The sequence below is a fragment of the Halomonas sp. NPDC076908 genome, assembly GCF_050269715.1.
Taxonomy (GTDB): Bacteria; Pseudomonadota; Gammaproteobacteria; order Pseudomonadales; family Halomonadaceae; genus Vreelandella.
This window is the reverse complement of record NZ_JBNNIW010000016.1, coordinates 58154-83651: the sequence shown is the minus strand read 5'-3', so window position 1 is coordinate 83651 and position 25498 is coordinate 58154. Positions and strand designations below refer to the sequence as shown.

Below are 25498 nucleotides of genomic sequence, written 5' to 3'. Positions count from 1 at the left end.
GACACTCTATCCACAAGCAGTTCCAAGCGACACGCGATCGCCAGATATGTCGTGCCTGGCGGGTGGAAAGGCATGACAAAACGGGCCGTCAGCACTGATCAGCACGGTGGGTTTTGGCAATAACGGGCTTGCGAAAGCCAACTTGCACGGGGCGAAGGATCAAAAAGTGCTCGCTGGCGGTGATAGGGAAAGTGTCGGCGCCGGCTTCACGGATTCAGGTTGTAGTTAAACAACCCAGTTGAATCAAAGGTTGAATAGTATCTGGCAGCTACCCCGTTAGATCCTAGACTGCTAAAAGGTGTTATGACTAACGTCGTAAAATGCGCAGTGCCCAATAGCTTAGCCGTGGCACTGTTGGTGGATTAATAAGGAGAGAACAAGAATGAAGATAGGCGCTCCAAAAGAGAGTGCTCGGGGGGAAGCGCGCGTCGCGCTAACCCCTGAGAGCGCAAAGCAGATTCAGAAACTGGGCCATGAGTGCCTGATTGAAACAGGCGCTGGTCTTGCGGCGGGCTTTAATGACGACACTTATCGTGATGCAGGCGTTACCGTGGTGGATAGCGCCGATGCGCTGTGGCGCGACGCTGAGGTGGTGATTAAAGTCCGCGAGCCTTCGGAGGAAGAGGCGGCGCGGCTACGTGAAGGCCAAACACTGATCGCGTTCTTCTGGCCCGCCCAAAACGAAGCGCTGCTGGAGAAGTGCAAAGCCCAGGGCGCGACCGTTATCGCGATGGATATGGTGCCGCGTATTTCCCGAGCCCAGAAGATGGACGCGCTCTCCTCCATGGCCAATATCGCCGGCTACCGCGCGGTGATTGAAGCGGGTAACAACTTTGGTCGTTTCTTTACTGGTCAGGTCACCGCTGCAGGTAAAGTGCCCCCCGCCAAGGTGCTGGTGATTGGTGCCGGCGTGGCGGGCCTGGCGGCGATCGGTACTGCCACCAGCCTAGGCGCCGTAGTGCGTGCTTTTGACGTTCGCCCTGAAGTCTCTGAGCAGATCGAGTCGATGGGGGCGGAGTTCCTGTTTCTCGATTTTGAAGATAGTCAGGATGGTTCTGAAAGCGGTGGCTATGCCTCGCCTTCAAGCCCTGAGTTTCGTGAGAAGCAGCTTGAGTGCTTCCGTGCGCAGGCGCCCGATGTGGATATCGTGATTACCACCGCTTTGATCCCTGGCCGCCCTGCGCCCAAACTGTGGCTGGAAGATATGGTCGCGCTCATGAAGCCCGGCTCGGTGATTATTGATTTGGCCGCCGAAAAGGGCGGTAACTGCGATCTGACCAAGCCCGATGAGCGGGTAGTGTCCGATAATGGCGTGGTAGTGATCGGCTATACCGATTTCCCCTCGCGCATGGCCACCCAAGCGTCGCTGCTCTATGCCACCAATATTCGTCATATGTTGACTGATCTGACGCCTCAGAAAGAGGGTGTGATCAACCATAATATGGAAGACGACGTCATTCGTGGCGCCACTGTGGCCCACCAAGGTGAAATTACTTTCCCGCCGCCACCGCCCAAAGTAAAAGCGATTGCAGCCGCTAAGCCGAAGAAGAAAGAAAAAGCACCCTCCCCAGAGGAGAAAAAAGCCACTGAGCTAGCCACCTTTAAAGCGCAAACCAAGCGCCAGGTTGGCCTGCTAGCGATAGGCGGCGCATTAATGCTGCTGTTGGGTCAGGTGGCACCTGTGTCGTTTATGCAGCACTTTATTGTCTTCGTGCTGGCCTGTTTTATCGGCTTCCAGGTGATTTGGAACGTCAGCCACTCGCTGCATACACCGCTGATGGCGGTTACTAACGCGATTTCCGGCATCATTATTTTGGGGGCGATTTTACAGATCGGTTCTGGCAGCGCAGTGGTCGGCGTGCTGGCGGCGATCTCGGTACTTATCGCATCAATCAATATCGTGGGTGGCTTCCTGGTGACACGCCGGATGCTGGCCATGTTCCAAAAATCTTAAGCGGCGGAGAGACGATATGTTAGGTCAAGGATTCGTATCTGCCGCAGCAATCGCGGCAAGTGTGCTGTTTATTCTGTCGCTAGGCGGGTTAAGCAACCAAGAGAAAGCCAAACGGGCCGTTTGGTACGGTATTGTCGGTATGGCGGTGGCCGTGTTCTTCACCTCCTTAGGACCGGGCATTGGTGGTTACTGGTGGCTAATCCCGATGATGGTGATCGGTGCAGGCATCGGGGTCTATGTGGCGGGCAAGGTCGAAATGACCGAAATGCCGCAGCTCGTGGCAGCCCTGCATAGCTTTGTCGGCTTAGCAGCGGTGTTTGTGGCCTGGAGTGCAGACTTAGAGCGCCGCCGGGTGATGGCAGCCCAGGCCGCTGATGGCGTTATACAGGAGTTCTCTGCGTTTGCCGCACTGGTCGCCACCAAGGCACCGGATGAACTTACCTTTCTGCAAATCGAAGTGGTCTTTGCCATCTTTATTGGTGCGGTGACCTTCACCGGTTCGGTAATAGCGTTTGGTAAGCTGGCGGGCAAAGTCGATGGTAAACCTCGCCAACTGCCCGGTGGGCATATGCTGAACGCTGGAGCGGCGGCTGTGTCGCTGCTATTAGCGATTATGTACCTCAATGGTGCAGGGTTCTGGACACTAATCGTACTAGCGGCGTTAGCGTTCTTTATCGGTTACCACTTGATTATGGGCATTGGCGGTGCGGATATGCCGGTGGTGGTGTCGATGCTCAACAGCTACTCCGGCTGGGCCGCCGCCGCTATCGGCTTTACCCTCTCCAACGATCTGCTGATTGTCACCGGCGCGCTGGTGGGTTCATCGGGTGCGATTCTCTCTTACATCATGTGTAAGGCGATGAACCGTAACTTCGTCAATGTGATTTTGGGCGGCTTTGGCGGAAGCACTGGGCCAGCGGCGGAAATCGAAGGCGAGCAGGTCGCCATTGATGCTGGTGGGGTGGCGAGCGCTTTAAACGATGCCGACAGCGTCATCATAGTGCCGGGTTACGGCATGGCGGTGGCCCAGGCACAAGGTGCAGTGAGCGATCTGGTGCGCAAGCTGCGCGCTGCGGGTAAAACCGTGCGTTTTGCTATTCACCCGGTGGCGGGTCGCTTGCCGGGGCATATGAACGTGCTGCTGGCGGAGGCCAAGGTGCCTTATGACATCGTGCTGGAGATGGATGAAATCAACGACGATTTCCCGACTACCGACGTGGTGATCGTGATTGGCTCCAACGATATCGTGAACCCCGCTGCTGAAGAGGATCCCAATAGCCCCATCGCGGGTATGCCGGTGTTGAAGGTGTGGGAAGCCAAGCAGGTGTTTGTTTGCAAGCGCGGCCAGGGCACTGGCTACTCTGGTATCGAAAACCCGCTGTTCTTCAAAGACAACACGCGGATGTTCTACGGCGATGCGCGGGATAGCCTAACCACGCTGTTGCCACTAGTGGAGTAGCCTTCACACTCCTCACTAAACAGATAGCCCGCGAGAGACCGCGGGCTTTTTCATGCTTTGCAAACCCACTCCTGCTATGGTCGATAACCTCCTCATGTTATTGAGCACTTATGACCATGAATCAACGCGCTAACCCTCGTGTGCTACTGCGCTTGCTGGGGCTGCTGCGCCCTTATCGACTACGTTTAGTATTAGCGGGCTTTGCGCTTTTAATGGCCTCGGGCAGCGTACTATTACTGGGTAATGGACTTAGGCTGGTGATTGATCGCGGTTTTTTAGCGGCAGATGAGCAGGCGTTGGCGCAAATGCTGGGTTTGATGCTAGCGGTAGTGACGGTGCTGGCGATGGCTTCTGCGTTGCGCTACTACCAAGTGACCTGGATTGGCGAACGTTTGGCCGCCGACCTGCGACAGCGCGTGTTTGATCATTTACTTACCCTTGAACCGAGCTTTTTTGAAAGCGCCAGCGAAGGGCGTGCCGCGGGAGAGATCGCTTCGCGGTTAACCGCAGATACCAGCGTTTTACAAAGCTTGTTTGGCTCATCAGTATCCCTGGCGTTGCGCAACTTGGTCATGCTCATCGGAGCGGTGGTACTGATGCTGATCACCCAGCCGTGGCTTTCGGCGATGGTGCTGGTGGGCATCCCGGCCACGCTGCTACCCATCATCTGGTATGGCCGACGAGTAAGGCGGCTTTCCCGCACCAGTCAGGACCGCGTGGCCGAACTTGGCCGCTATGCCGAAGAGGCGCTCAGCGGTATTCAAACGCTGCAGGCCTTTACCCACGAGGCGGTGGATAAAACCCACTATGGGCAGCGGGTCGAGCAGGCCTTTGACAGCGCGGTCGAGCGCACCCAGCAGCGCGCCTGGCTGACCGGCGTGGCGATGCTGGTGGTGTTTGCGGCGGTGGGCATCATGCTCTGGCAGGGCGGTCAGGCGGTATTGGCGGGCACCATGAGTGCGGGCGAACTCTCGGCGTTTATTTTCTACGCGGTATTAGCGGCGGGGGCCATTGCGACCCTGGCCGAAGTCGCGGGGGATGTTCAGCGGGCGGCGGGAGCGGCGGAGCGACTGCTGGAGTTGCTCGACACCCAGCCCGCCATCCAGTCGCCTTTGAGCCCGCACCCTGTAGCCACGCCTGCGCGGGGCGAAATTATCCTTGAGAACGTGAGCTTCACCTATCCTGGTAGGGAAATCCCAGCTCTTGAAGGCTTTGATCTGCATATACAACCCGGCGAACGGGTAGCCGTGGTGGGGCCTTCCGGGGCGGGTAAAAGCACGTTGCTGGCACTGCTGCTGCGCTTTTATGACCCCAGCCAGGGGCGCATTACCCTAGATGGGGTTGATATCCGTAGCCTGGAACTTGCCGCCTTGCGCGGCACCATGGGGCTGGTGGCGCAAGAACCGGTGCTGTTTAGCGGTTCGGTGGCTGAAAACCTGCGCTATGGAGATCCCGAGGCGAGTAGCGAGAGGCTGCGCATCGCTGCTCAGGATGCCAACGCGCTGAACTTTATCGAAGCGCTTCCCCAAGGCTTTGATACCCCCCCTTGGTCCCGGCGGCGTGCAGCTTTCCGGCGGTCAGCGCCAACGGCTTGCGATCGCTCGGGCGCTGTTGAAAAACCCCGCCGTGCTGTTATTAGATGAAGCGACCAGCGCCTTAGATGCCGAGAGCGAGCGGCTGGTGCAGCAGGCGCTGGATAGGCTGATGGTCGGGCGTACCAGCATTGTCATTGCCCACCGGTTGGCCACCGTTATAGCTGCAGATCGCCTGCTAGTACTTGATGGCGGGAAGCTAGTCGCGGCGGGCACGCACGCAGAGTTGATCGCTACCAGCGCGCTTTATCGTCATTTAGCCGCGTTGCAGTTTGGCGGTGAAACGTTATAAAACGGTATCTAAAAAAAGATGAGAATGTCTATGACGAGTTTTTTTCAGCGCCTCACTTCAGTTAAATCCCCGGTCATTGGCCTCGGCTGCATGAACCTTTCCCATGGCTACGGTTCTCCCGTGCCTGAACAAGAAGCTCTGCGTGCCCTGGATGAAGCTTTTGATATGGGCTATCGCCACTTTGATACCGCTACTCTGTATGGCGCTACGGCCAATGAACGTGTGGTTGGCAAAGCACTTGAAGGCAAGCGGCACCAGCTTTTTCTTGCCAGTAAATGCGGTATGGCCATTGACCCTGAATTAGGCACGCGGGTCATTGATGGCCGCCCGGAAACCCTGCGCAAACAGTGTGAGGCGAGCCTTGATCGACTGCGTACTGACCATTTAGATCTTTACTATCTGCATCGCTTGGATCGCAAAGTACCTATTGAAGAGAGCGTGGGGGCGCTGGGGCGCTTGGTGGAAGAGGGCAAGATTGGTGGTGTGGGTCTCTCTGAAATTTCTGCAGCCACGCTACGCCGGGCGGTGGCTGAATACCCGATTGCAGTGGTGCAATCGGAATACTCACTCTGGACGCGTAATCCAGAAATTGCCCTGCTTGAGGCGTGCCGAGAAATGAGCGTGGCTCTTGTCGCCTTCAGCCCCCTGGGGCGGGGTTTCTTAACCGGCACCCTTCAAGACCCTGAGCGTCTTGAAGAGAGTGATATGCGCCGGAACATGCCACGCTTTAGTGCTGAAAATTACCCCCATAATCTGAAACTATTTGAACAGTTAAACGCACTGGCGAAAGCCTTAAGTGTTACGCCGGGGCAGCTTGCGCTGGCGTGGCTGAAAGCCCAAGGCGAAGACATTATTCCTATCCCTGGTACGCGCTCTGTTAAGCACATGCGCGAAAATTTAGCGGCAGAAACGCTTAACCTTGATGCCAATACGCTGTCTCAGTTGGATGCCATGATGACACCCGACCAAGTAGCTGGGGGGCGCTATAGCGATGCTCAGCAGGCCGATATCGACACCGAAGAGTTTGCTAAATGAGGTGGATAAAGGGTGCGCGATGGTTAAAAGCTATTAACGCAGTCATAAAAAGTAAATTGTGCCTATGACGGATGTGCTTTAAAACAGTACCAAGTAAGTGGAGCGTTCTTTCTTCTGCGCAAATAGCAGAGCGACGACATTATCGTGAGGGCGCCAGCCGTTCATTGGCTTGGTAATAAATAACCAAGACAATAGCAACCAAGACAAGGCAATAAGGGGAGAGAACTATGAGTGGTAAATGTCCTGTAATGCACGGTGGCAACACATCCACTGGCACCTCTAATAAAGACTGGTGGCCAGAAGCACTAAACCTGGATATGTTGCACCAGCACGATAGCAAAACGAATCCAATGGATGCTGATTTCGACTACCGTGAAGAAGTCAGAAAGCTTGATTTTGATGCTCTCAAGCAAGACGTCCATGCACTAATGACTGATAGCCAATCCTGGTGGCCCGCCGATTGGGGACACTACGGTGGTCTGATGATTCGTATGGCATGGCACTCAGCAGGCACCTATCGTCTGGCTGATGGCCGTGGTGGCGGCGGTACCGGCAGCCAACGTTTTGCACCGCTCAACTCCTGGCCCGATAACGTGAGCCTTGATAAAGCGCGTCGTCTGCTGTGGCCGATCAAGAAAAAATACGGTAACAAAATCAGTTGGGCCGATCTGATGATTTTGGCCGGTACCGTTGCCTATGAATCCATGGGCCTACCTGCCTACGGCTTCTCCTTTGGCCGTGAAGATATCTGGCACCCCGAAAAAGACATCTACTGGGGTGACGAGAAAGAGTGGTTGGCGCCTTCTGACGAGCGTTACGCTGACGTTGAAAAGCCAGAAACCATGGAAAATCCTTTGGCCGCTGTTCAGATGGGCTTGATCTATGTTAACCCTGAAGGTGTTAACGGCGTACCAGACCCTCTGAAAACCGGTCAACAGATACGCGAAACCTTCGCCCGTATGGCGATGAACGACGAAGAGACCGCTGCCCTTACCGCGGGTGGTCACACGGTTGGTAAGTGCCACGGTAACGGTGACGCAGCAGCACTGGCTGCTGAACCTGAAGCCTCTGACGTTGAGAATCAGGGCTTTGGCTGGGGCAACCCAAGCATGGGTGGCAAGGCGAGCAATGCGGTTACCTCGGGCATTGAAGGCGCGTGGACCACTCACCCCACGAAGTTCGATATGGGCTACTTTGACCTGCTGTTTGGACATGAGTGGGAACTGCGCAAAAGCCCGGCCGGTGCTCACCAGTGGGAACCCATCAATATTAAGGAAGAAGACAAGCCGGTAGACGCCAGCGACCCTTCTATCCGTCACAACCCGATCATGACCGATGCGGACATGGCGATGAAGGTGGATCCAACCTACCGCGCCATTTGCGAGAAGTTCATCGCGGATCCTGAGTACTTCAAGCACACCTTCGCCAAGGCGTGGTTCAAGCTCACTCACCGTGACCTAGGCCCGAAAGCACGCTACATCGGTCCTGAAGTTCCCGCTGAAGATTTGATCTGGCAGGACCCGGTACCAGCCGGCAACACCGATTACTGCGAAGAAGTGGTTAAGCAGAAAATCGCCGCTAGCGGTTTGACCATTAGTGATATGGTCAGCACTGCATGGGATAGTGCGCGCACTTACCGCGGCTCTGATATGCGTGGCGGTGCCAACGGTGCCCGCATCCGCTTGGCGCCCCAGAAGGATTGGGAAGGCAATGAGCCTGCTCGCCTTTCCAGCGTATTAGCGGTATACGAGAAGATTTCTGCCGATACCGGTGCCAGCCTGGCCGATGTGATTGTGCTGGCAGGTAGCGTAGCGATTGAGAAAGCAGCAAAAGCCGCGGGCTATGATGTGCGTGTGCCTTTCTCAAAAGGCCGTGGTGATTCAACCGACGAAATGACCGATGCTGAGTCTTTCGAACCGTTGGAGCCGCTGGCCGATGGCTTCCGCAACTGGCTGAAGAAAGAGTATGTGGTCAAGCCGGAAGAGCTGCTGCTGGATCGTGCTCAGCTTATGGGCCTGACGGCCCCAGAAATGACCGTGTTATTGGGCGGTATGCGGGTACTGGGCACCAACTACGGTGGCACCAAGCATGGTGTATTCACTGATCGTGAAGGCCAGTTGACCAATGACTTCTTCGTCAATCTGACCGATATGGCGAATACCTGGAAGCCCACCGGCAATAACCTTTACGAGATCCGTGACCGTGAAACGGGTGCCGTTAAGTGGACCGCCACCCGTACTGATCTGGTATTTGGCTCTCACTCAATTCTGCGCTCCTATGCAGAAGTCTACGCCCAGGATGATAACGACGAAAAGTTTGTCAAAGACTTCGTCGCCGCCTGGACAAAAGTGATGAACGCGGATCGTTTTGATATCGCTTAAGCACCGCCAACAGTAGTACAAACAAATAACCCCCGCATCTTTGGATGTGGGGGTTTTTTGTGGTCAAAAGCTACTTAGCGGCCTTGGGCTATACGGTATGCCAGAAGGAGAAGGGTGTGTTAAAACTCCTCCCACTCCGCAACTTCATGCTTTTGCTGGGTACTCTTAGTGTGGCTGCGAGGCGTTTGAGGTACGACTCCCCCTGGTGCAGAGCGCCCTTTGGTCGGCGTGCTGTGTGGCAATGCTGCCGCAGTGGTACCACCTTCATTAAGCACAAACTCACTCATTAACTGATCCAGGCTGCGGGCATTGTCGCGCATCGCAGAAGCAAGGTTGGCGCTTTGGCTGACCATGGCAGCATTTTGCTGAGTCATCATATCCATCTCGGCTACCGCCGTATTAACCTGCTGAATACCGGTGGTTTGTTCGCGGGCACCGGCGGCAATTTCAGCAATCACATCGGATACTTGGGTGACGCTTTGGCGAATCTCTTTCATGCGCTCCGCCGCTACCTTGACGATGTCGCCACCTTCCCGGGAGTGGCTGACCGACATATCGATCAAGGCGCGAATATCATGCGCTGCAGAGGCTGAACGGCTTGCCAGCGTACGCACTTCACTAGCCACCACGGCGAAGCCACGGCCTTGCTCGCCGGCACGGGCAGCTTCAACGGATGCATTGAGCGCCAAAATGTTGGTTTGAAAAGCAATCGAATCAATCAAACCAATAATGTCACTTATCTTATTGGCCGAATCACTGATCGCGGCCATTTTGGTTTCCATCTGATTCATGGACTCGGTGCCCCGCTCTGAGGCATTGGCAGCTTCAAGCGCGAGGCCATTAGCCTGTTCGGAGGCTTGGGACGTATGTGCCACTGTGGAGTGGATCTGCTCCATTGAGGCAGAGGTTTCCTGAAGATTTGCCGCCGCTTGTTCGGTTCGCGAGGATAATTCCTGGGTGCTATCAGCCATGTCACTGGCGTCGGATAATACTGTGCGAGCGTTTTGGCGAACTTCCTGAAGGGTTAGCTGCATGCGTTCTACAAAGGCATTAAAACCATGGGCAAGGTCACCAATTTCATCTTGGGTTTTGGCCTCTAAACGCCGGGTTAAATCCCCTTTACCTTGGGCGATATCTGCCATGGCGTTGGCTGTTTGCTTGATCGGCGCTAACGCACGGCGTGCTGCAAATGCCACGATAACCAAAAGAATGATGAGTAATAGAGAGCCAGCGACCAGAAGGGATGTCAGGAGACTGTTAGTTACGGCTGTAAAGGCTGCAACAGGCACTGTAACACCAACAACCCAGGAAGTTCCTTCTACGGGACTCCACATCAGTATAGTGTGCTCTCCGCTGGGCATGGTGACTTCACCAGAGCCTGCGGTTCCATTGAGCATCTCTCGGCTCAAGGCATTCATTCCTTCGTAGCCTTGTTGGTCAGCATCGGTGTAATTAAGCGACATACGATACTCTTCAACCGGGTGAGCAATCACCTGGCCTTGGCTGTCGATTAACCAGCCATAGCTGCCTTCGCCCACATTGATATCGGAGGTAATGTCGGAAACGGCAGCCATGGAAACGGTCATGCCTAGCAATCCTGCACGGTTGCCGCGATCATCAAAAACAGTATCGGCGACAATGGCGGTAGGCAGGCCGCTGACCATAGAGATAACAGGATCACTGAGCAGACTATCTTGAGTACCGTCGGTCACCAAGCTTCTGAAATAGGGCCGCTCGGCAATTTCCAGATTGACGCCTGCGTGGGTTAACGTGGCACCTGATGCGTCAGAAAAGAACAGTGACTCGATGGTTCCGCCCGGAGGGTAACGCTTTTCAAGCCAATCGCGATGAGTAGCAAGCGGTACGTCTTCGACCAGACGCTCATCTTTGGCAAGCACTGCAATCCAATTACGATAGCCAGTAATCCAGCGGCTGATTTCATCTGATCGTGCTTCTACTTGTCGCATACCGGCATTATCAATCAGCGGAGGAATGGCATTATTCAGCTGTTGATTGACAATAAAACCTAAGATAACGGCTACTACCAATAGTGGTATGGCGACAGCGGCTAGCAGTTTCTGCGTCAGTGAGAGACGAGAAATTTTTTTCATTTGTTGCCTCGACATGTTGGCCAGTCATAGGACACTGCCTACCGAGCAGCGCCATACGCTGGCTATTTTATGGTTCCCAGAAGTTCTCTTGCTACCGTTAGTCATTAACGGCTTCTAATGTTTAAACTTAAGTCGAAAATGTTGTTTTTAACGTTTCTTTAAAAGAAAAGTTACCATTAATGCTGTTTTTGTTTTTATATGTAACGTTTCATTTTTAGCTTATTTGGCTGATTATTAATTTCTTAATATATGAAATATTTAAGCTGCTGTTTTTAGTGCCTTTATTTAAATGGATAATTTTTTAATAATTATCGAAAGGCCCAGTACATGGGCCTTAAACGTCATGATTTGAAAACAATAGAGCTACTTTTCTTAACAACTGTTGCTGCAACGAGTGTAATGTCGCTATAGCTCATTACGTGCTTTACCTCGATAGAGACGGATAATGTCGGCCATCACGGCGAGCGCAATCTCCGCTGGTGTTTTACTGCCTAGATTAAGCCCAATCGGCATGGCGATTCTTGCTACCTGGGTTTCCGTCAGCCCTCCGGAGCGTAGCAACCGTTCGGCACGTTGTTGCGAAGTCTGAAGGGAGCCCATCACGCCAATGTAAAAGGCATCGGTGCGGACGGCTTCAATCATGGCTAAATCATCAATGCGAGGGTCATGGGTTAAGGCAACAACGGCCGTATTGGCATGGCATCCCCCTGAGGCGATAAATACCGAGGGCAACACCGCTTGTATTTCTACGCCGGGTACGTTGAAGTTCTTGCGAGCCTCGTCTCTGGGGTCGCAAACAATCACTTCAAAGCCCAGTGAGTGAGCAAATAGCGCACAGGGCGAAGAAATCGAGGATATCCCGGCGATTATCAACCGTAGCGCTGGCCCGATGCGGATATTGACGCTAGCGGTATCGAAAGTAACGGCGGGATCGGCGATATTCGAGGGGTTAAAGCGTTTGCCGCTGCCATCCAATTTGATACAGCGGGTGAGGGGCTGGCGCCCCAGCAGCGTGGCATGCATCACTTCAAAGTGTGTGAGGTTTTCGGTGTTTGGCGCTAACCGCTCGACCAGCACTTCAAGGCTGCCGCCACAGGGTAAACGAATATTCGCTAAGCCATCCTCGCCACCATAGCGCACCCGTTTCACTGGCTCATCAAACTCACCCTTTTGCAGCCGTGCGATGAAGTCTTCTTCGACACATCCTCCTGACAGTGAGCCAAGGTATTCGCCTGATTGACAGGTGACCAGCATGGCACCCGGTTCTCTGGGTGACGAGCCAAAGGTTTTTAATACCGTACAGAGCCACACCGTCAGCCCCTGATTAGCCCATTTTAGTGCGCGTTCAATAACCTGAAGATCTAGATGGTGCATTAGCTAACATCGTCCATGGAGTAGCTGAGGGAGCTTTCCAGTGTCTTGCGAACGGCGTCTGGGGTAAAGGGTGGATGAGTGAATCTTACTCCTGTGGCATCGAAGAGGGCGTTGGCAATCGCGGGCGCGCCAGGCAGTGAGGCGGACTCGCCAACGCCTAAGGGCGGCAGCTCTGGGCGGTCAAGCAGCAAAACGTCGATTGCAGGAAGTTCCGAAAAACGGAGGATGGGGTACCCGCCCCACTCTTTGCTGGTGGGTAAGCCCTCTTCAAAGGTTACTCGTTCCTTTAACGTGCGACTGAGCATCTGAATCACGTTGCCATGTACCTGATGGCGTACACCGGCAGGGTTTACCATGAGTCCGGCATCCTGGCCGACGTATAGCTGTTCAACGACGATACGACCACTCTTCACGTTGACTTTAAGCTCAATCACCCAGGCGGCGAGTGCCGCACCAAAGCCTGGAAATTTACTATGCACGTATTGGGCATAAGCGAAGCCGCGGCCATAGCACCAATCGCCATCGCTGCGTGGGTTAGCATTGGCGATGCTGGGCTGCCAGTTCGTACGTTCGACGAGTGCTTCGACAAGCTCACTGGCGCGGGCGTCAGTCAAGTAGCGCAAGCGATAGGCGACAGGATCTTCACCCGCTAAATAGGCAAGTTCATCAATATAGCTTTCGTGAGCGAACGTGTTGGGCAGCGCTGAAACACCGCGTAGCCAGGAGGCACGCACCAGGGTGGGTACGTCTTCACAAATAATCTGCCGATGCGGATAGTGATAGGGCGGTACTGATGTTCGATCACCCATTTCGAAGGGGATATCGACAGGTGGGGTGGCCCCGGTCAGCAAGAGTGCCAAGGTGGGGGCGCTGTTCGATGGGTAGCGCGAGCTAAAGCGATAGCCTGTTGGGCTGCCGTCAGCATTCAAGCCACCTTGAATAGCCATGTACTGGGCTGCCCCTTTTGGCTCCCAAGTGTGCTCCTGCTCGCGGGTTAATTGCACGCGCACGGGGCGACCCACCGCTTGGGAAAGCAGCACTGCATCGGCACCAACGTCATCAGCGCAGTTACGCCCATAGCAGCCTGAGGTTTCCATCCGGGTGATGGTGATGACGCTTTCATCAAGCCCGGTCAGCCGCGCAAGCTCTGCACGTAAACTATGGGGATTTTGTGTTCCGGACCAAACGTGAAGAGCACCTTCTTGGGCATCGGCGACCGAACAAGAGGGGCCTATGGAACCATGCAGTTGAAAAGGCCAAACATAGCTGCGATTAAGCTGATGACTCGCTTTTGCAAGGGCGCTGTCTAGGTCGCCCTCTTCCAGCAGAATGCGCTGCTTGCTGGGCAGCTCCAGCAGCGCTTTCTCGATATTATCCAGCTGAGGCAGGCCAACGACAGGGCGCCACTCAACCTTGAGCTGTTTGGCGGCCTCTGCGGCTTGCTCTTCCCGCTCAGCAACGACGCCGACGAAGTCACCGATAACAACGACTTTAATCAGCCCTGGGCAGTTAGCCACGGAGCTTTCGTCAACGGCCACTAAACTGGTGCCTATAAAATCACCGCGATCATGACCCACATAAGGGGGGCGGATCACTCGGCCGTGCACCATGCTCGGTAAGCGTAAGTCGTGCACAAAGGTTAGTTTGCCGGTGACTTTGTCAGGAATATCCACACGGGAGGTAGATTGGCCTACTACGGTGTAGTCACTGATGGGCTTGAGAGGGGGGCTGTCAGCTAATTTTAAGGCATGCCGAGCACCAACGAGCAGCTCGCCATAGCTAACCGACGTATCGCTTGTGTGTATATATCCGCCTTGGCAGCGAAGTGTCTCGCGTCCCACGCTCAGGCGACCAGCCGCCAGCGTAAGCAGGTGTTCACGCGCCTGTGCTGCTGCTCGACGCAGTGGCTCGGCGGTGATTTGAATGCTCGCGCTGGCGATCGTAGGTCCTTGATTGGGTACTTCAAAGGGGTTACCCAGCACCATCGTGACGCTGTCGAAAGCAACGCTCAACTCTTCAGCGACAATTTGTGCCAGCGCCGTACGTATGCCAGTGCCCAGATCCACGTGGCCGTTGAAAGCGAGGATATGACCATCACTCAATATAGCAATGAATATTTCGGGCTCACGTGGGGTGAAGTCAGAGTGTGTACCTGGTTGTCCCGGTGCTGGCTTGGGGGGCGTGACAGGGTCGCGATAGACTACCAGCAGATCCGACCCGTGAAGCAGCGACTGCCTTGTAGAGTCTGATTTAACAGCCATGACGTGCCTCCCAAGCTATCTCTGAGTTTCGTTTTTTTATGTCAATTTGAGCTAATGTCTGAGCGAGAACTAAGGTAAAATTATAGCGTACACACCATAAAAGCATGCTGGATTGACCCAGCGCAAGCAGTAATTTATACGTTGATGCATCATCGTGTTAACCAGTGCCATACTCGATTTACACGTCGCCAACATTTAAGGATAGGTAATGACAACGGATAGTGCGCTCCATCATTCGTCTTCTGGCGAGCATCATACGCCCTCTGAGCAGGGATATGATTTTTCCGAACAAGTGGGCCATCTACTACGTAAAGCCTACCAGCGCCACACGGCTATTTTTCAGCGCTATAGCAGCGACAAACAGTTAACCGCCATTCAGTTTGTGACGCTGTGCACGGTGATGGAGCGTGGGCCTAGTTCGCTGACCGATATCGTTAATGCCACCGCGATAGACCCAGCTACGATCCGTGGGGTGATTAAGCGCCTCAAAGCACGTGAATGGATTACCTTAACCACTGACCCTAACGATCAGCGTAAAGTCATGGTCGTGATCACCGAACCTGGCGAGGCACTGGTAGAAGACATGGTGCCCAGCGCCAAGCAGATCAGTGATCAAACCATGAAGAACCTCAATCCAGCGGAACGGATTGCCTTGATGCATCTGCTGGAAAAAATGAACGCGGATGGGTAAGTCAAAAGAGAGGCTCGCGTTCCCGCGTTTTGGGATACGTCTAACGCTGCATTAAGTAACCTAGCGTTTCATCCAGCCCAACCACATCCCCATACTTGCTATCGATATCAAACAGGTTGGCTTCATGGGGCGCAGGGTGGCGGTCGCCCACACAGTCGCGAATAACCATCACGCGAAAGCCATATTGCAGCCCATCCACGGCAGTGGCGCGGATGCAGCCACTGGTGGAGCAGCCGGTAATGATCAATGTATCGATACCCATCGCGACGAGGGTTGAAGCAAGCGATGTGCCGAAAAAAGCGCTGGCATACTGCTTGGTCATCACTAGCTCGTCGTCATTTGGCATCACCTCGGGGCAGAGCTCCGCGTAGGGATTACCTGCCACCATGGCCCGCATGACCGGTGCCTTTTTGACCCATATGCCGCCATCGATTTGATCCGGGGCGTGATACAGGATGTTGGTGTGGATCACGGGCGTGCCCGTCCGCCGTGCGGTGTTTAATAACGGCGGCATATTGGCTACAGCATCCACCACGCCCTGGGCAAAGAGCGGCGAGCCGGGGGTGGTGTAGCCCTGCATAAAATCAACGACCAGCAACACGGGTTTTTTACCAAAACCAATGCGGCCATCCCAGACGCCTTTGTAGTTGCTATCTAAGCTGTCATCTAATGAGCGGTCACTAGCACCGCTGCCGCTGGTTGCTTCTTGGATGGGGTTTGTCATGGCGCTATCTCCTGGTGATCTCCTAGTAAGCCCCTGACAAGAGCGCGCCTGCACCCGGAACAATGGGCTCCAGGTCGAGTGCCTTAAGCATGGCGTAGGTGGTCGCGATAGCAGCAGTGACCACTGGTTTGCCGGTTAACGCTTCTACCTTGGCAACGGCAGGCAGTGATGGCATTTGCACACAGGCTGACAGCACAATCGCATCGATATTGGTTAAGTCGAGACTAGCGACAATCTCGGGTAGATTGGCGGGGTCGTGGCGGGCAACGTCTAGGTTGTTGGGGATCTCAAGCGCCCGGTAGTCGAGCACCTCAATACCTTCCTGGCGGATATAGTCCACCACCATCTCGGTCAGCGGCTTCATATAGGGCGCCACTACCACCACACGCTTGGCTTTCATCACACCCAGGGCATCCACCAGCGCACCTGCACTGGTGACCACTGGCGTATCGCAGCCATTCTCTTGGGTGCGGCTGCGTAGCCGCTGCTGGGATTCACGATGGTAGCCGGGGCCCATGGCCATGATGGCGACCAGGCATGCGTAGCCCATAACATCCACTGCCGCATCAGACAGCTCCAGGGCGCAGCGGTCTGACTCTGCATCCATGGCGGCCAGCTCATCCTTACTGACGGTTTTCATACGCATACGGCTGGAGTGGAAGGTAAAGCGTTCTGGTCGAATCAACTGCCGCGCCGCCAGCATCGCTGGGATCTCAGTCTCCATGGTGATGTTGGAGCTGGGGACAATCTGGCCGATACGGTATGTTTTAGTGGTAGCGCTGGAGGTCATGATCATTGGCCTTTGTTAGAGTTGTGTACCCAGGAAGTCTTCAAAGGCGGCAAAAAAGCCGTCGAAGTCATCCCAGGGAATCATATGGCCCGCTTGTTCCGCGGTGGTAATGCGAATTGTCGGTAGCAGGGAGCGTATTTCGGCGCGATCCTCATCTTGGATAACCCCGCCCTTACCCGCACACATCAGCAGCGTGGGCACCTTGATGCCAGGGAAATCCTGGTGGATATCAACGCTGTGAAACTCTTCAAACGCCTGAACGATGGCGGGCTCAAAGCAGGTGTGCAGCCACTCGGCACGCAAACGTAGCTGCTCGTTGCTCCAGGTAGGGCAGTAGTGGCGCATGGTCTCGATATCGGCGCCCCGGGTGCAGTCGCGGATAGAGTCGACATACCACGGTAACTTGCTGGGATACTCCCGGCGGCCTGGTCCTGAAACGGGCGGGTCGATCAGTACCAACTTGTCGATGCCCTTGGCGCCACGATTTACGGCTCGAAGTGCAAAGCGTGCCCCCATAGAGTGGCCCGCCAGGATGACATTTTTCAGTTCCAGTGCGTCAATGAAAGCGATGACGTCATCGGCACAGGTATCGGTATCGTAAGCGATGTCTGGGCCAGTCGAGGACAAACCACGCCCACGAACGTCGAGCACATAAGTATCAAAGTGCTGTCCCAGGCGCTCCGCAACAAAACTCCACGTAATGGCGGGGCTGGTAATGCCGGGTATCAGCACCAGCGGCTGGCGCGAGGCGTCGGCGCTGTCCCCGAAGCGCAAGTAGTGCTGACGAATACCGTTGGCGTGGAGGTTGGCGCCATAGAGATAGGTGCTACTCATACCGGGCTCCCTTCGTTAATTGGCTGCTTCAGCGGTACCTCGAAAACGTCATAGCCAAACACCCAGGCGGGGTCTTCGTCTTCACGAAGCCAGGTATTGTCATGGGAAACCTGCTGTACCCGGGAAGCACGTTCAAAGCGGTTGGTGCGGTAAAGCTCAAACGCGTTTTGATAATCGTCGGCACCCACCTGTTCAAGGCAGCGCACCAGCATGGCAGCATCTTCAATGGCCATCGCGGCGCCCTGGGCCATATGCGGTTTCATGGGGTGGCAGGCGTCACCGAGCAGTACCAGCCGGTTTTCATGCCACAGTGGTAGAGGATTACGCTCCAACAGCGGCCATTTGGTGACGCTTTCAGTGCAGTCGATCAACGCCTGCACGGTGGGGTGGTAGCCCTTGAAAGCCTCGCGCATCTCTTCACGTGAGCTATCGACAAAAGAGGTGCCGTGATTCCAATCAGGCTCAGGCACGCCCGTCACGTAGTAGTACTCTTTTTCGTCACCGGTGACGAAGTACACCATCATGTGACGATCTTCCGACCACCACTTTACGCAGGCTTCGAAATCCAGGTCGTATGCTTTGAGTTTTTCCGCCGAGATAATCGCCCGATGAGCGACCCATCCGCTGTAAATGGGCGCTTCAGGGCCAAGCAGCTTCTCGCGTAAGCGCGAGTTAACGCCATCAGCGCCGATCACCAAATCGGCCTCTTCGGTGGAGCCATCGGCAAAGGTCATGACCACTTTTTCGCCTGTCTCATCCACATCCACTAAGCGCTTATCAAAAAAGAGGTTGTTTTGGTCCAGTGTACTGACCATTAATTCGTGAAGATCACCACGGTGAACGGTGATGTAAGACGCGCCATAGTTTTCGCGCGCAAACTCACCCAGGGGGATACGTGATTGGTATTCGCCTGTCATGCCATTACGGCTGAACCAATGATCAGGGTGCGACCCCATGGCATTGAGCTGATCTTCGATGCCAATACGGCGCATGACCTTCATGACGTTAGGGCCAAGATGAATACCAGCCCCTAAGCGAGAAAATGCAGGGGCTTGTTCATACACCTTGGTGGGGTAGCCCGCTTGCTGCAGCAGCGCGCCTGCAGCCGCGCCGCCAAGACCTGCGCCGATAACGGCAATGGTGGGTTTATTGTTCATATCGTTGTTTCCTCGCTGTTTAGTCACATGTCCCTGTTGAAAATGCTGTGTGTCGAAGCGATTTCAAGGGAGTCTATGAACGCTATAAAACAACGTATACACCATTTATTTATTGGTCAAGAATTAATTGCTGAAAATATTTTTATAGGGTTAAATACTGATTGTTGTAATAATTAATTGATTTTAATGTATTTTTTATTATATTTTTAGTGTTTTTAAAAACTTGAAGAAAGTGCCCATTGAGTGCTATACGTTTAATAGAGCATTTTTTATGGCGTACGCACCTTTAATGGTCGTGACTATTTTGCTTCGCACTCATCTGGTGCATCAGGCAGGGTTTAATAGCTAGGCTTTATTAGTAATATCTAAGTAAGAAGGCCGCTTTAACAATAACGATGATGATCCCCTATGACGCTAAAGCTGACAGTTAATGGACAGGTGAGGGAAGTGGCGGTGCCATTGAATACGCCGCTGCTTAATGTCTTGCGTAATGATCTAGCGCTCAATGGCCCTAAATATGGCTGTGGTTTGGGCGAATGCGGCGCGTGCAGTGTACTGATTGATGGCATGGCGGCGCGTGCTTGCGTGCTGCCCGTATCGGCTGCCGCTGGCCATGACATTACGACGCTTGATGGCCTTTCCCAGAATGGTCAGCTTGATCCCGTGCAACAAGCATTTATCGACGCGCAAGCGGCTCAGTGTGGTTACTGCTTGAACGGTATGATTATAACGATTCGCGCGCTGCTCAATCATAACGCGGAGCCCTCGCCTCAACAGATACGTGCCGCCCTTGAACATAACCTCTGCCGGTGTGGTACCCATGTTGAAATTCTCCAAGCCGCCCAGCTTGCTGTGGTGATCAATGCCGCCGAGCAGCAGGAGGCTTTGAATGAGTAAGCGTACGCTGCCAACCCAGGAAGATAATGGAGAGGGGCTACCTTCGCAGCTTACCCATGTGCGCTATGGTGTTGTCGTCCGCCCACCTTACTACCACTGGAACGGTGAACGCTTTGAGAGCGCTCACTTATTAAGTGTCGATAGCGCCAGCGTGGCGTTATTGCCGGGTCAGGTTGATGTGGTGGTGGAAGGCAATTTCGTGGGCGTGGTGGCAGAGAGTTTAGCGGTAGCGAGAGACGCCGCTAAACAGCTGCAGATTGAGTGGCAAACGGTTCTCAGCGAGCCTAATAAAGCGCTAGAGAATAGTGAAAAAGCGGGTAGTGCGCGCCGTTCGCTGCGCTATCAAGAGCTTCAAGCTGAAGTCTCAGCGCAACACGTGTATGTCTGGCCCAGTCGTATGCGCTGGGGCAATCACCCCGGCTGGGTAGTTGCCGATGTTAACGATCACCATTTGAAGATATGGGGGCAAACAACCACCCCCTTGGTACTTCAGCAGGATTTGGCTAGCTTAACCGCCCTGGATGCGAGTCAGATTGAGCTTTACAGCCTTGATCAGCAGCCGATGTCGAGTCAAACAACCGGCCTTGGGCGCCACTGCGGCGATGATGCCGCCGTGGATGCCGCGCTTATGTCCCAAGCGCTGGGTTGCCCGGTAGCGGTCTGGCTAGATGCGCGCTATACACAAGATGTAGAGGCGCTAGGCCAAGCCCAGCGAATGTCGTTAACTGCTGAGCTTACTGATAGTGGCGAGATAGCCCGCTATCACTATCAGCAGGCTAACAGCAGCGGTGAAGTAGCTGCGGTTGGGCTCTGGTTAAGCGGCAGGGCAGCAGCACCAGAATCTATACCGCAAGTGCCAGCAGACGATAGCGATCCAACTGCGTTGTCTGCCTCTGTCTTGTCACCCTATGTCTTTCGAGATCAACATCTTTCGGCGCGACTCCAGCAGCCTAGCCAGACGCCTAGCAGCGCCACACTAATAGGCATTCAGCAGGCCTTTGCGCGGGAATCCTTTTTAGATGAAGTGGCTCGCGATAGCGGACAAGACCCCGTATCGCTGCGTCTTCGTCATCTCAAAGATGCGCGGTCTATCGAGCTGATTGAGTCGGTAGCCAAGCGCGCTGGGTGGCAAGTGCCACTCAAGAAACCCACCGACTCAGTGCCACTAGACTTGTTGCAGGGGCGCGGTTTTGCTTTCGCTCAGTTGCCTGATCGTCATCAGCGGATGGAAGCAGGGGTGCGCTCTGCTTGGATTGCCGATGTTGCGGTCAACCGTGTTACGGGTGATGTCCAGCTAACGCGATTAATTGTTGGTCAAGATGATGGCCCTGAGGTGGATACGGCGGGCCTTCAACAAACGCTCCAAGAGCGAATATTGGGTGAAGCCCGCCCCCTTTTGGGGCAAGCACCTGGATTTGATGAGTGGGGCGATGGCAGTGATGCGCCAGAACAAAGCGTCGAAATTGCGCCGAGTGCGCTAGTTAACCGCGACAGCCCAGCCGTTACCCAAACAAAAACAGCGTCGCTGCGTCCTGCAGCGAGTGACCTATTAACCGGTGCAGAGCTTTCCCCCGGCGTTGCGGTTATCGCCAATGCACTCTTTGATGCGACCGGCATCCGTTTTCGTCAGCCCCCTTTTACAGCCAAGCGCGTGCGAGAGGCGTTAAAGGAAGCGACGACCGAGGGAGCAACACAGCAGCGCTTAGCGAAGCGAGCCACTGGCCGCCGCTGGTTAGCTGCCGCGGCGCTGACCACGGTCGCAGGCACCGCGGTAATGGCGTGGCCTTGGAAAAGTACCCTTGCGCCGATCGCTCGACCCGCCGCCAATCTTTATTCCGCTGAGACCATTGAGCGCGGGCGCTTAGTCGCCGCCGCGGGAGACTGCGCCGCATGCCATACCTCTGAGGGGGGAAGTACCAATGTAGGGGGGCGGGCTTTTGAAACGCCCTTTGGTACTCTTTACAGCACTAACATTACCCCGGATGAAGCTACGGGGATTGGTCAGTGGTCCTACGCGGCGTTTGAGCGGGCGATGCGCCATGGCATCAGCCGTGATGGTAGCCACCTTTATCCTGCTTTTCCCTACACAGCATTCGCCAAAACAAGCGATACCGATTTGCAGGCGCTCTATGCCTACTTAATGGCCCAGCCAGCCATTGCCGCTGAAAAGCCTACTAATGCACTCTCTTTCCCCTTTAACGTGCGCGCCTTAATGGCGGGCTGGAACGCGCTTTATCACGACCCTACCCCCTTCCAGCCAGACCCTATGCAAAGTGAATTGTATAATCGCGGGGCTTACCTCGCCGAAGGCTTAGGCCACTGCAGCGCCTGCCATAGCCCACGCAATGCGATGGGTGCTGAGAAAAGCGGTGACGCTTACTTAGCTGGCGCTTTTGTGGATGGCTGGGAAGCGCCACCGCTCAACACCCTGTCGCGTGCGCCCATTCCGTGGAGTGAAGCATCGCTTTTCGACTATCTTCGCCATGGCGAGTCGGTGCTACACGGTGTTGCCTCTGGCCCTATGGCACCAGTCGTGGCGGGCTTGGCTGAGCTACCTGAATACGATGTGCGGGCGATTGCCCACTATGTGGCTGCTCAAATGCAGGCTCCCACAGGCAATAGCGAGGCAACCATGGCAGGGGCTGAACAGCGCGTGACCCGTGCAGCGGTGAGCTCACCAGGGATGGAGGCGGGGGAACGCTTATTTGAGGGTGCCTGTGCGGCCTGCCATGTAGAGACCGGCGTGCCGAGTTTTTCACGCGCAAGCACCAGCCTTGCGCTGAATACCAACGTGCATAGCGATCACCCCGATAATGTTATTCAGTCAATTCTTGGCGGTGTCCACGCGGATCATGTGTCTGGCATCGGCAGTATGCCGGGCTTTGCCGACAGTTTTAGCAATACCCAGGTCGCTGATTTAGCGACGTATCTCCGAGCGCGTTTTGCACCCGACAAAGCGCCTTGGCAACAACTAGAAAAACGTATCACTGATTTACGCCAGCCTCACCACAACAACACACACTCTACTCCCTGACGTAATAAACCGAGGTGGACTATGAAACGCAGTAAATGGATATGGCTAGTATGGGCGGTCGTCTTGCTTAGCTATTTAGTGCCTTACACCCTACTGAGCGGCGTGGCGCTCTGGTATGGCAGCTTCCTGTTTTGGGCCGTTGCAGGGCTAGTCGTCATTGCACTGAACGTGTTTATCACTAAAGATTTTGAGGAGCACAGCAATGACTGAGTCACTCATCTGGTGGTCCATTGCCATCTACTTAGTGATCGCGATAGGCATTGCGATTCTGTCCCGCCAAGGCCCTTCAGAAAGTATGTCTGGATACTTCCTGGGCAACCGACAAATGAATGGCTTTGTCTCAGCGCTTAGCTACAGTGCCACCACCTATAGTGCGTTCATGATGGTGGGCTTGGCAGGGCTGACCTATGCCGGCGGCGTTGGCGCGTTGGGCTTTGAAATTATCTATTTTGCCGGTGTTTCCCTCGTAGCTATTTTCGGACCTAAGTTTTGGGCCGTTGGCAAAAAATTTGGCTTTGTAACGCCAAGCGAGATGCTCGGTCACCGCTACAATAGCAAGCATGTTGCCATGGCCGTTTCCATTGCCAGCTGTATCTTCCTTATTCCTTATTCAGCCGTGCAGCTCGCAGGTGTCGGTTATCTGTTGCAAGGCATTACTGATGGAGCGATTACCTTTACCACCGGTGTGGTGCTGGCAACCGTGATTGCTATCTTCTTCTCCTATATTGCGGGCATTCGTTCAGTAATGTGGACCGACTCCCTCCAGGCGATCATGATGATTGTCGCCTCAACACTGGTAGCCTTTCTGGTTATTCAAGGTTTGGGTGGTTTCAGCGCGCTATTCAATACCCTGGCGACGGAACATCCGCAGTCGTTAACCGTGCCGGGCTCAGGGCTATTCAGCTTCGTTACTTTCCTAGGACTAACGATTCCCTGGTTCTTCTTTAGTCTTTCTAATCCTCAGGTCAGTCAGCGTTTGTTTATGCCCTCTTCGCTGCGCTCAATGCGTCATATGCTGATTGGCTTCCTGGTGTTTGGTTTTATTTACACCATGGTTTCTGTGCTATGGGGCTTCTCCGCCTTGGCCGCTTTCCCAAGCCTGGCGCGTGCGGATTTAGCCACGCCCACCCTGTTGGCATCGGAGTTTGTGCCACCAGTACTCGGGGTGATCGTGATGATCGGCATTATGGCCGCCGCTGTCTCCACCATTGATTCGATCATGCTGACGCTGGCCTCCATGGTTTCCCGTGATGTCTATGCCAACGTCAAACCTAATGTTAGTGAAAAGCGCCAACTGCTGGTGGGTAAATTTGTCGTACCGGTGATTGCACTAATGGCGTTAGGGTTTGCCGAGCTTCAGCTTGATCTTATTGCAGTGCTGTCGGTGGCTGCCTCATCAGGCTTAGTGGCGATGGTACCTGCCATTATTGGTGCCTTTTACTGGAAACGCGGTACGTCTGCCGGTGCGCTGGTAAGCGTGGTGGGCACCAGTGCCTTTGTGCTGCTGATGTATGCCACCGGTAACTCCTTGTTGGGCTTACCCTCCGGCGTATGGGGCATTGTGGTCGCTAGTGTGCTGTTTGTCGGCGTTAGTTTAGCCACCAAGCCTCATCAAGCCTCCACAGATGCTTTCTTTACGGCCATCTCTGAAGAGCTGAGTAAAAAGCGTCACCCCACCACCGTACAGCCGACCAAAGGAGCGGCCGCCTAGCCTTTTAAAGTCCTGTTTATACCTAACAATATAGAGCGCTTGGTGTGCCTAAAAGCGAGCACGAGCGCTCTCCGCTAACACTTCCCGGTCACGAGATAGCTTGAGTTTTCGCCTGGGAAGTTAGGAGTCTTTATGGATCATGCAAGCTTTACGGAAATTTGCCTTCAGCAGTTAAAAATGTCTGGCGTACATGAAGGTGAGAAACTGGTGGTGTTGACCCAGGGCAGTGAACGCCTTGATTATGCCGACGCCTTTATGGCGGCAGGGCAGCGTTTAGGCGCCAATATGTATCACATGCGCTTGCCCGCGCCGCTACCCACTGGTGGCTGGAACGTGGGAACAACGGGGCTGGCCAGCATGCCCGATGCGGTGGAAGCGCTTAAAAACTGCGACATGTTGATCGACTGTATTTTCCTGCTTTTCTCACCGGAGCAAATGGCGATTCAAGCAGCGGGCACACGCATATTAACGGCGGTTGAACCCCCGGAACTGCTAGCCAGAATGATGCCCACCAAGGAGTTAAGAGAGAAGGTCGAATTAGCCGCTGCGCTGCTGGAAAAAGCCAAAGTAATGCGAATCACCTCACCTCACGGTACCGATGTCACCTATCAACTGAATACTTACCCCACCGTTGCTGAATATGCCTGTACCGATGAGCCCGGCCGCTGGGATCACTGGCCGTCGGGCTTTGTATTTACCGGCGGTGATGACGATGGCGTTGATGGCACCATTGTAGTGGCGCCCGGTGATATCCTGCTTCCCCAAAATATGTATGTCAGAGAGCCCATTACGTACACCATTGAGAAGGGCTGGATTACCGATATACGTGGCGGCCTGGATGCCGAATTAGTGAAATCCTATATGGATAGCTTTAACGACCCGCGCGGGATGGGCATGAGTCATGTCGGATGGGGCATGAATCCTAATGCCAAATGGCACCGCATGGTGCCGGGTGAGTTTCCCGGTGGCATGGGTATGGAACCCCGCAGTTTCTACGGCAACGTGATGTTCTCAACCGGCCCGAATAGCGAGCTGGGCGGGTCTAACGATACCGCCTGCCATCTGGATATTCCGATGCGCAACTGTTCACTGTTTCTCGATGATGAACCCGTCGTGATTGATGGTGATATCGTCGTTAAAGAGCTGCAGATGGCTAGACACTGATCGCTACGAACCATTACTGACATAAGCCCCCATTGGG

Annotated in this window: 17 protein-coding genes and 1 pseudogene; 11 read left to right on the top strand and 7 right to left on the bottom strand. The window is 54.5% G+C overall.

Going from position 1 to position 25498, the window contains the following annotated elements; all coding sequences use genetic code 11:
- Nucleotides 1–382 precede the first annotated feature (382 nt).
- The 5 genes and pseudogenes from ACQKE4_RS11385 to katG all read left to right on the top strand — a co-directional run bounded on the left by ACQKE4_RS11385 (nucleotide 383) and on the right by katG (nucleotide 8713).
- Entirely contained in the window at nucleotides 383–1954 is a 1572-nt protein-coding gene (locus ACQKE4_RS11385; protein ID WP_427388463.1) for a Re/Si-specific NAD(P)(+) transhydrogenase subunit alpha, read from the top strand.
- 16 nt (nucleotides 1955–1970) lie between these two features.
- Complete coding sequence (locus ACQKE4_RS11380) at nucleotides 1971–3413, top strand: NAD(P)(+) transhydrogenase (Re/Si-specific) subunit beta (protein WP_427388462.1); 1443 nt, start codon at nucleotides 1971–1973, stop codon at nucleotides 3411–3413.
- Between the two features lie 116 nt (nucleotides 3414–3529).
- A pseudogene (locus ACQKE4_RS11375) lies at nucleotides 3530–5297 on the top strand (ABC transporter transmembrane domain-containing protein).
- A gap of 30 nt (nucleotides 5298–5327) precedes the next feature.
- A complete protein-coding gene (locus ACQKE4_RS11370) occupies nucleotides 5328–6332 on the top strand; it encodes an aldo/keto reductase (RefSeq protein ID WP_427388461.1) in 1005 nt (334 codons plus the stop codon).
- A 227-nt stretch (nucleotides 6333–6559) separates the two neighbouring features.
- Entirely contained in the window at nucleotides 6560–8713 is a 2154-nt protein-coding gene (katG, locus tag ACQKE4_RS11365) for a catalase/peroxidase HPI (protein ID WP_427388460.1), read from the top strand.
- Nucleotides 8714–8832: 119 nt separating this feature from the next.
- Here katG and ACQKE4_RS11360 read toward each other — a convergent pair whose 3' ends face one another.
- The 3 genes from ACQKE4_RS11360 to ACQKE4_RS11350 form a co-directional block, all read right to left on the bottom strand.
- Nucleotides 8833–10824, bottom strand: a complete 1992-nt coding sequence (locus tag ACQKE4_RS11360; protein ID WP_427388459.1) for a methyl-accepting chemotaxis protein — start codon at nucleotides 10822–10824, stop codon at nucleotides 8833–8835.
- 405 nt (nucleotides 10825–11229) lie between these two features.
- Complete coding sequence (locus ACQKE4_RS11355) at nucleotides 11230–12198, bottom strand: XdhC family protein (RefSeq protein ID WP_427388458.1); 969 nt, start codon at nucleotides 12196–12198, stop codon at nucleotides 11230–11232.
- On the bottom strand, nucleotides 12198–14459 hold the full coding sequence (locus tag ACQKE4_RS11350) for a molybdopterin cofactor-binding domain-containing protein (protein WP_427388457.1): 2262 nt from the start codon (nucleotides 14457–14459) through the stop codon (nucleotides 12198–12200). Before ACQKE4_RS11350 ends, ACQKE4_RS11355 begins: the two co-directional genes overlap by 1 nt.
- A 208-nt stretch (nucleotides 14460–14667) precedes the next feature.
- On the opposite strand from ACQKE4_RS11350, the gene ACQKE4_RS11345 reads away from it, so the two are divergent.
- Nucleotides 14668–15150 (top strand): MarR family winged helix-turn-helix transcriptional regulator, encoded by a 483-nt coding sequence (locus ACQKE4_RS11345; protein WP_427388455.1) that lies wholly within the window; start codon nucleotides 14668–14670, stop codon nucleotides 15148–15150.
- Between the two features lie 40 nt (nucleotides 15151–15190).
- On the opposite strand, the gene ACQKE4_RS11340 is transcribed toward ACQKE4_RS11345, so the two are convergent.
- Genes ACQKE4_RS11340 through ACQKE4_RS11325 form a run of 4 tightly spaced genes read right to left on the bottom strand, consistent with a single transcriptional unit; the run spans nucleotide 15191 to nucleotide 18655 of the window.
- The gene (locus ACQKE4_RS11340) at nucleotides 15191–15874 is read right to left on the bottom strand and encodes an N-carbamoylsarcosine amidohydrolase (RefSeq protein ID WP_427388454.1); all 684 of its coding nucleotides are present in this window, start codon (nucleotides 15872–15874) and stop codon (nucleotides 15191–15193) included.
- A 22-nt stretch (nucleotides 15875–15896) separates the two neighbouring features.
- Entirely contained in the window at nucleotides 15897–16664 is a 768-nt protein-coding gene (locus tag ACQKE4_RS11335; protein WP_427388452.1) for a maleate cis-trans isomerase family protein, read from the bottom strand.
- 15 nt (nucleotides 16665–16679) lie between these two features.
- Nucleotides 16680–17498 (bottom strand): alpha/beta fold hydrolase, encoded by an 819-nt coding sequence (locus ACQKE4_RS11330; protein WP_427388451.1) that lies wholly within the window; start codon nucleotides 17496–17498, stop codon nucleotides 16680–16682.
- Nucleotides 17495–18655, bottom strand: a complete 1161-nt coding sequence (locus ACQKE4_RS11325) for an FAD-dependent monooxygenase (protein ID WP_427388450.1) — start codon at nucleotides 18653–18655, stop codon at nucleotides 17495–17497. Before ACQKE4_RS11325 ends, ACQKE4_RS11330 begins: the two co-directional genes overlap by 4 nt.
- 408 nt (nucleotides 18656–19063) lie before the next feature.
- Here ACQKE4_RS11325 and ACQKE4_RS11320 point away from each other — a divergent pair, with 408 nt between their 5' ends.
- The 5 genes from ACQKE4_RS11320 to ACQKE4_RS11300 all read left to right on the top strand — a co-directional run bounded on the left by ACQKE4_RS11320 (nucleotide 19064) and on the right by ACQKE4_RS11300 (nucleotide 25461).
- Complete coding sequence (locus ACQKE4_RS11320) at nucleotides 19064–19552, top strand: (2Fe-2S)-binding protein (RefSeq protein ID WP_427388449.1); 489 nt, start codon at nucleotides 19064–19066, stop codon at nucleotides 19550–19552.
- A complete protein-coding gene (locus tag ACQKE4_RS11315; protein WP_427388448.1) occupies nucleotides 19545–22586 on the top strand; it encodes a c-type cytochrome in 3042 nt (1013 codons plus the stop codon). Before ACQKE4_RS11320 ends, ACQKE4_RS11315 begins: the two co-directional genes overlap by 8 nt.
- Before the next feature lie 21 nt (nucleotides 22587–22607).
- Nucleotides 22608–22796 carry a hypothetical protein gene (locus ACQKE4_RS11310; RefSeq protein ID WP_096651739.1) on the top strand — a complete coding sequence of 63 codons (189 nt, stop codon included), beginning with the start codon at nucleotides 22608–22610 and terminating at the stop codon, nucleotides 22794–22796.
- Entirely contained in the window at nucleotides 22789–24297 is a 1509-nt protein-coding gene (locus ACQKE4_RS11305; RefSeq protein ID WP_427388447.1) for a sodium:solute symporter family protein, read from the top strand. Before ACQKE4_RS11310 ends, ACQKE4_RS11305 begins: the two co-directional genes overlap by 8 nt.
- A gap of 132 nt (nucleotides 24298–24429) precedes the next feature.
- On the top strand, nucleotides 24430–25461 hold the full coding sequence (locus tag ACQKE4_RS11300; protein ID WP_427388446.1) for a leucyl aminopeptidase: 1032 nt from the start codon (nucleotides 24430–24432) through the stop codon (nucleotides 25459–25461).
- The last annotated feature ends 37 nt before the right edge of the window (nucleotides 25462–25498 follow it).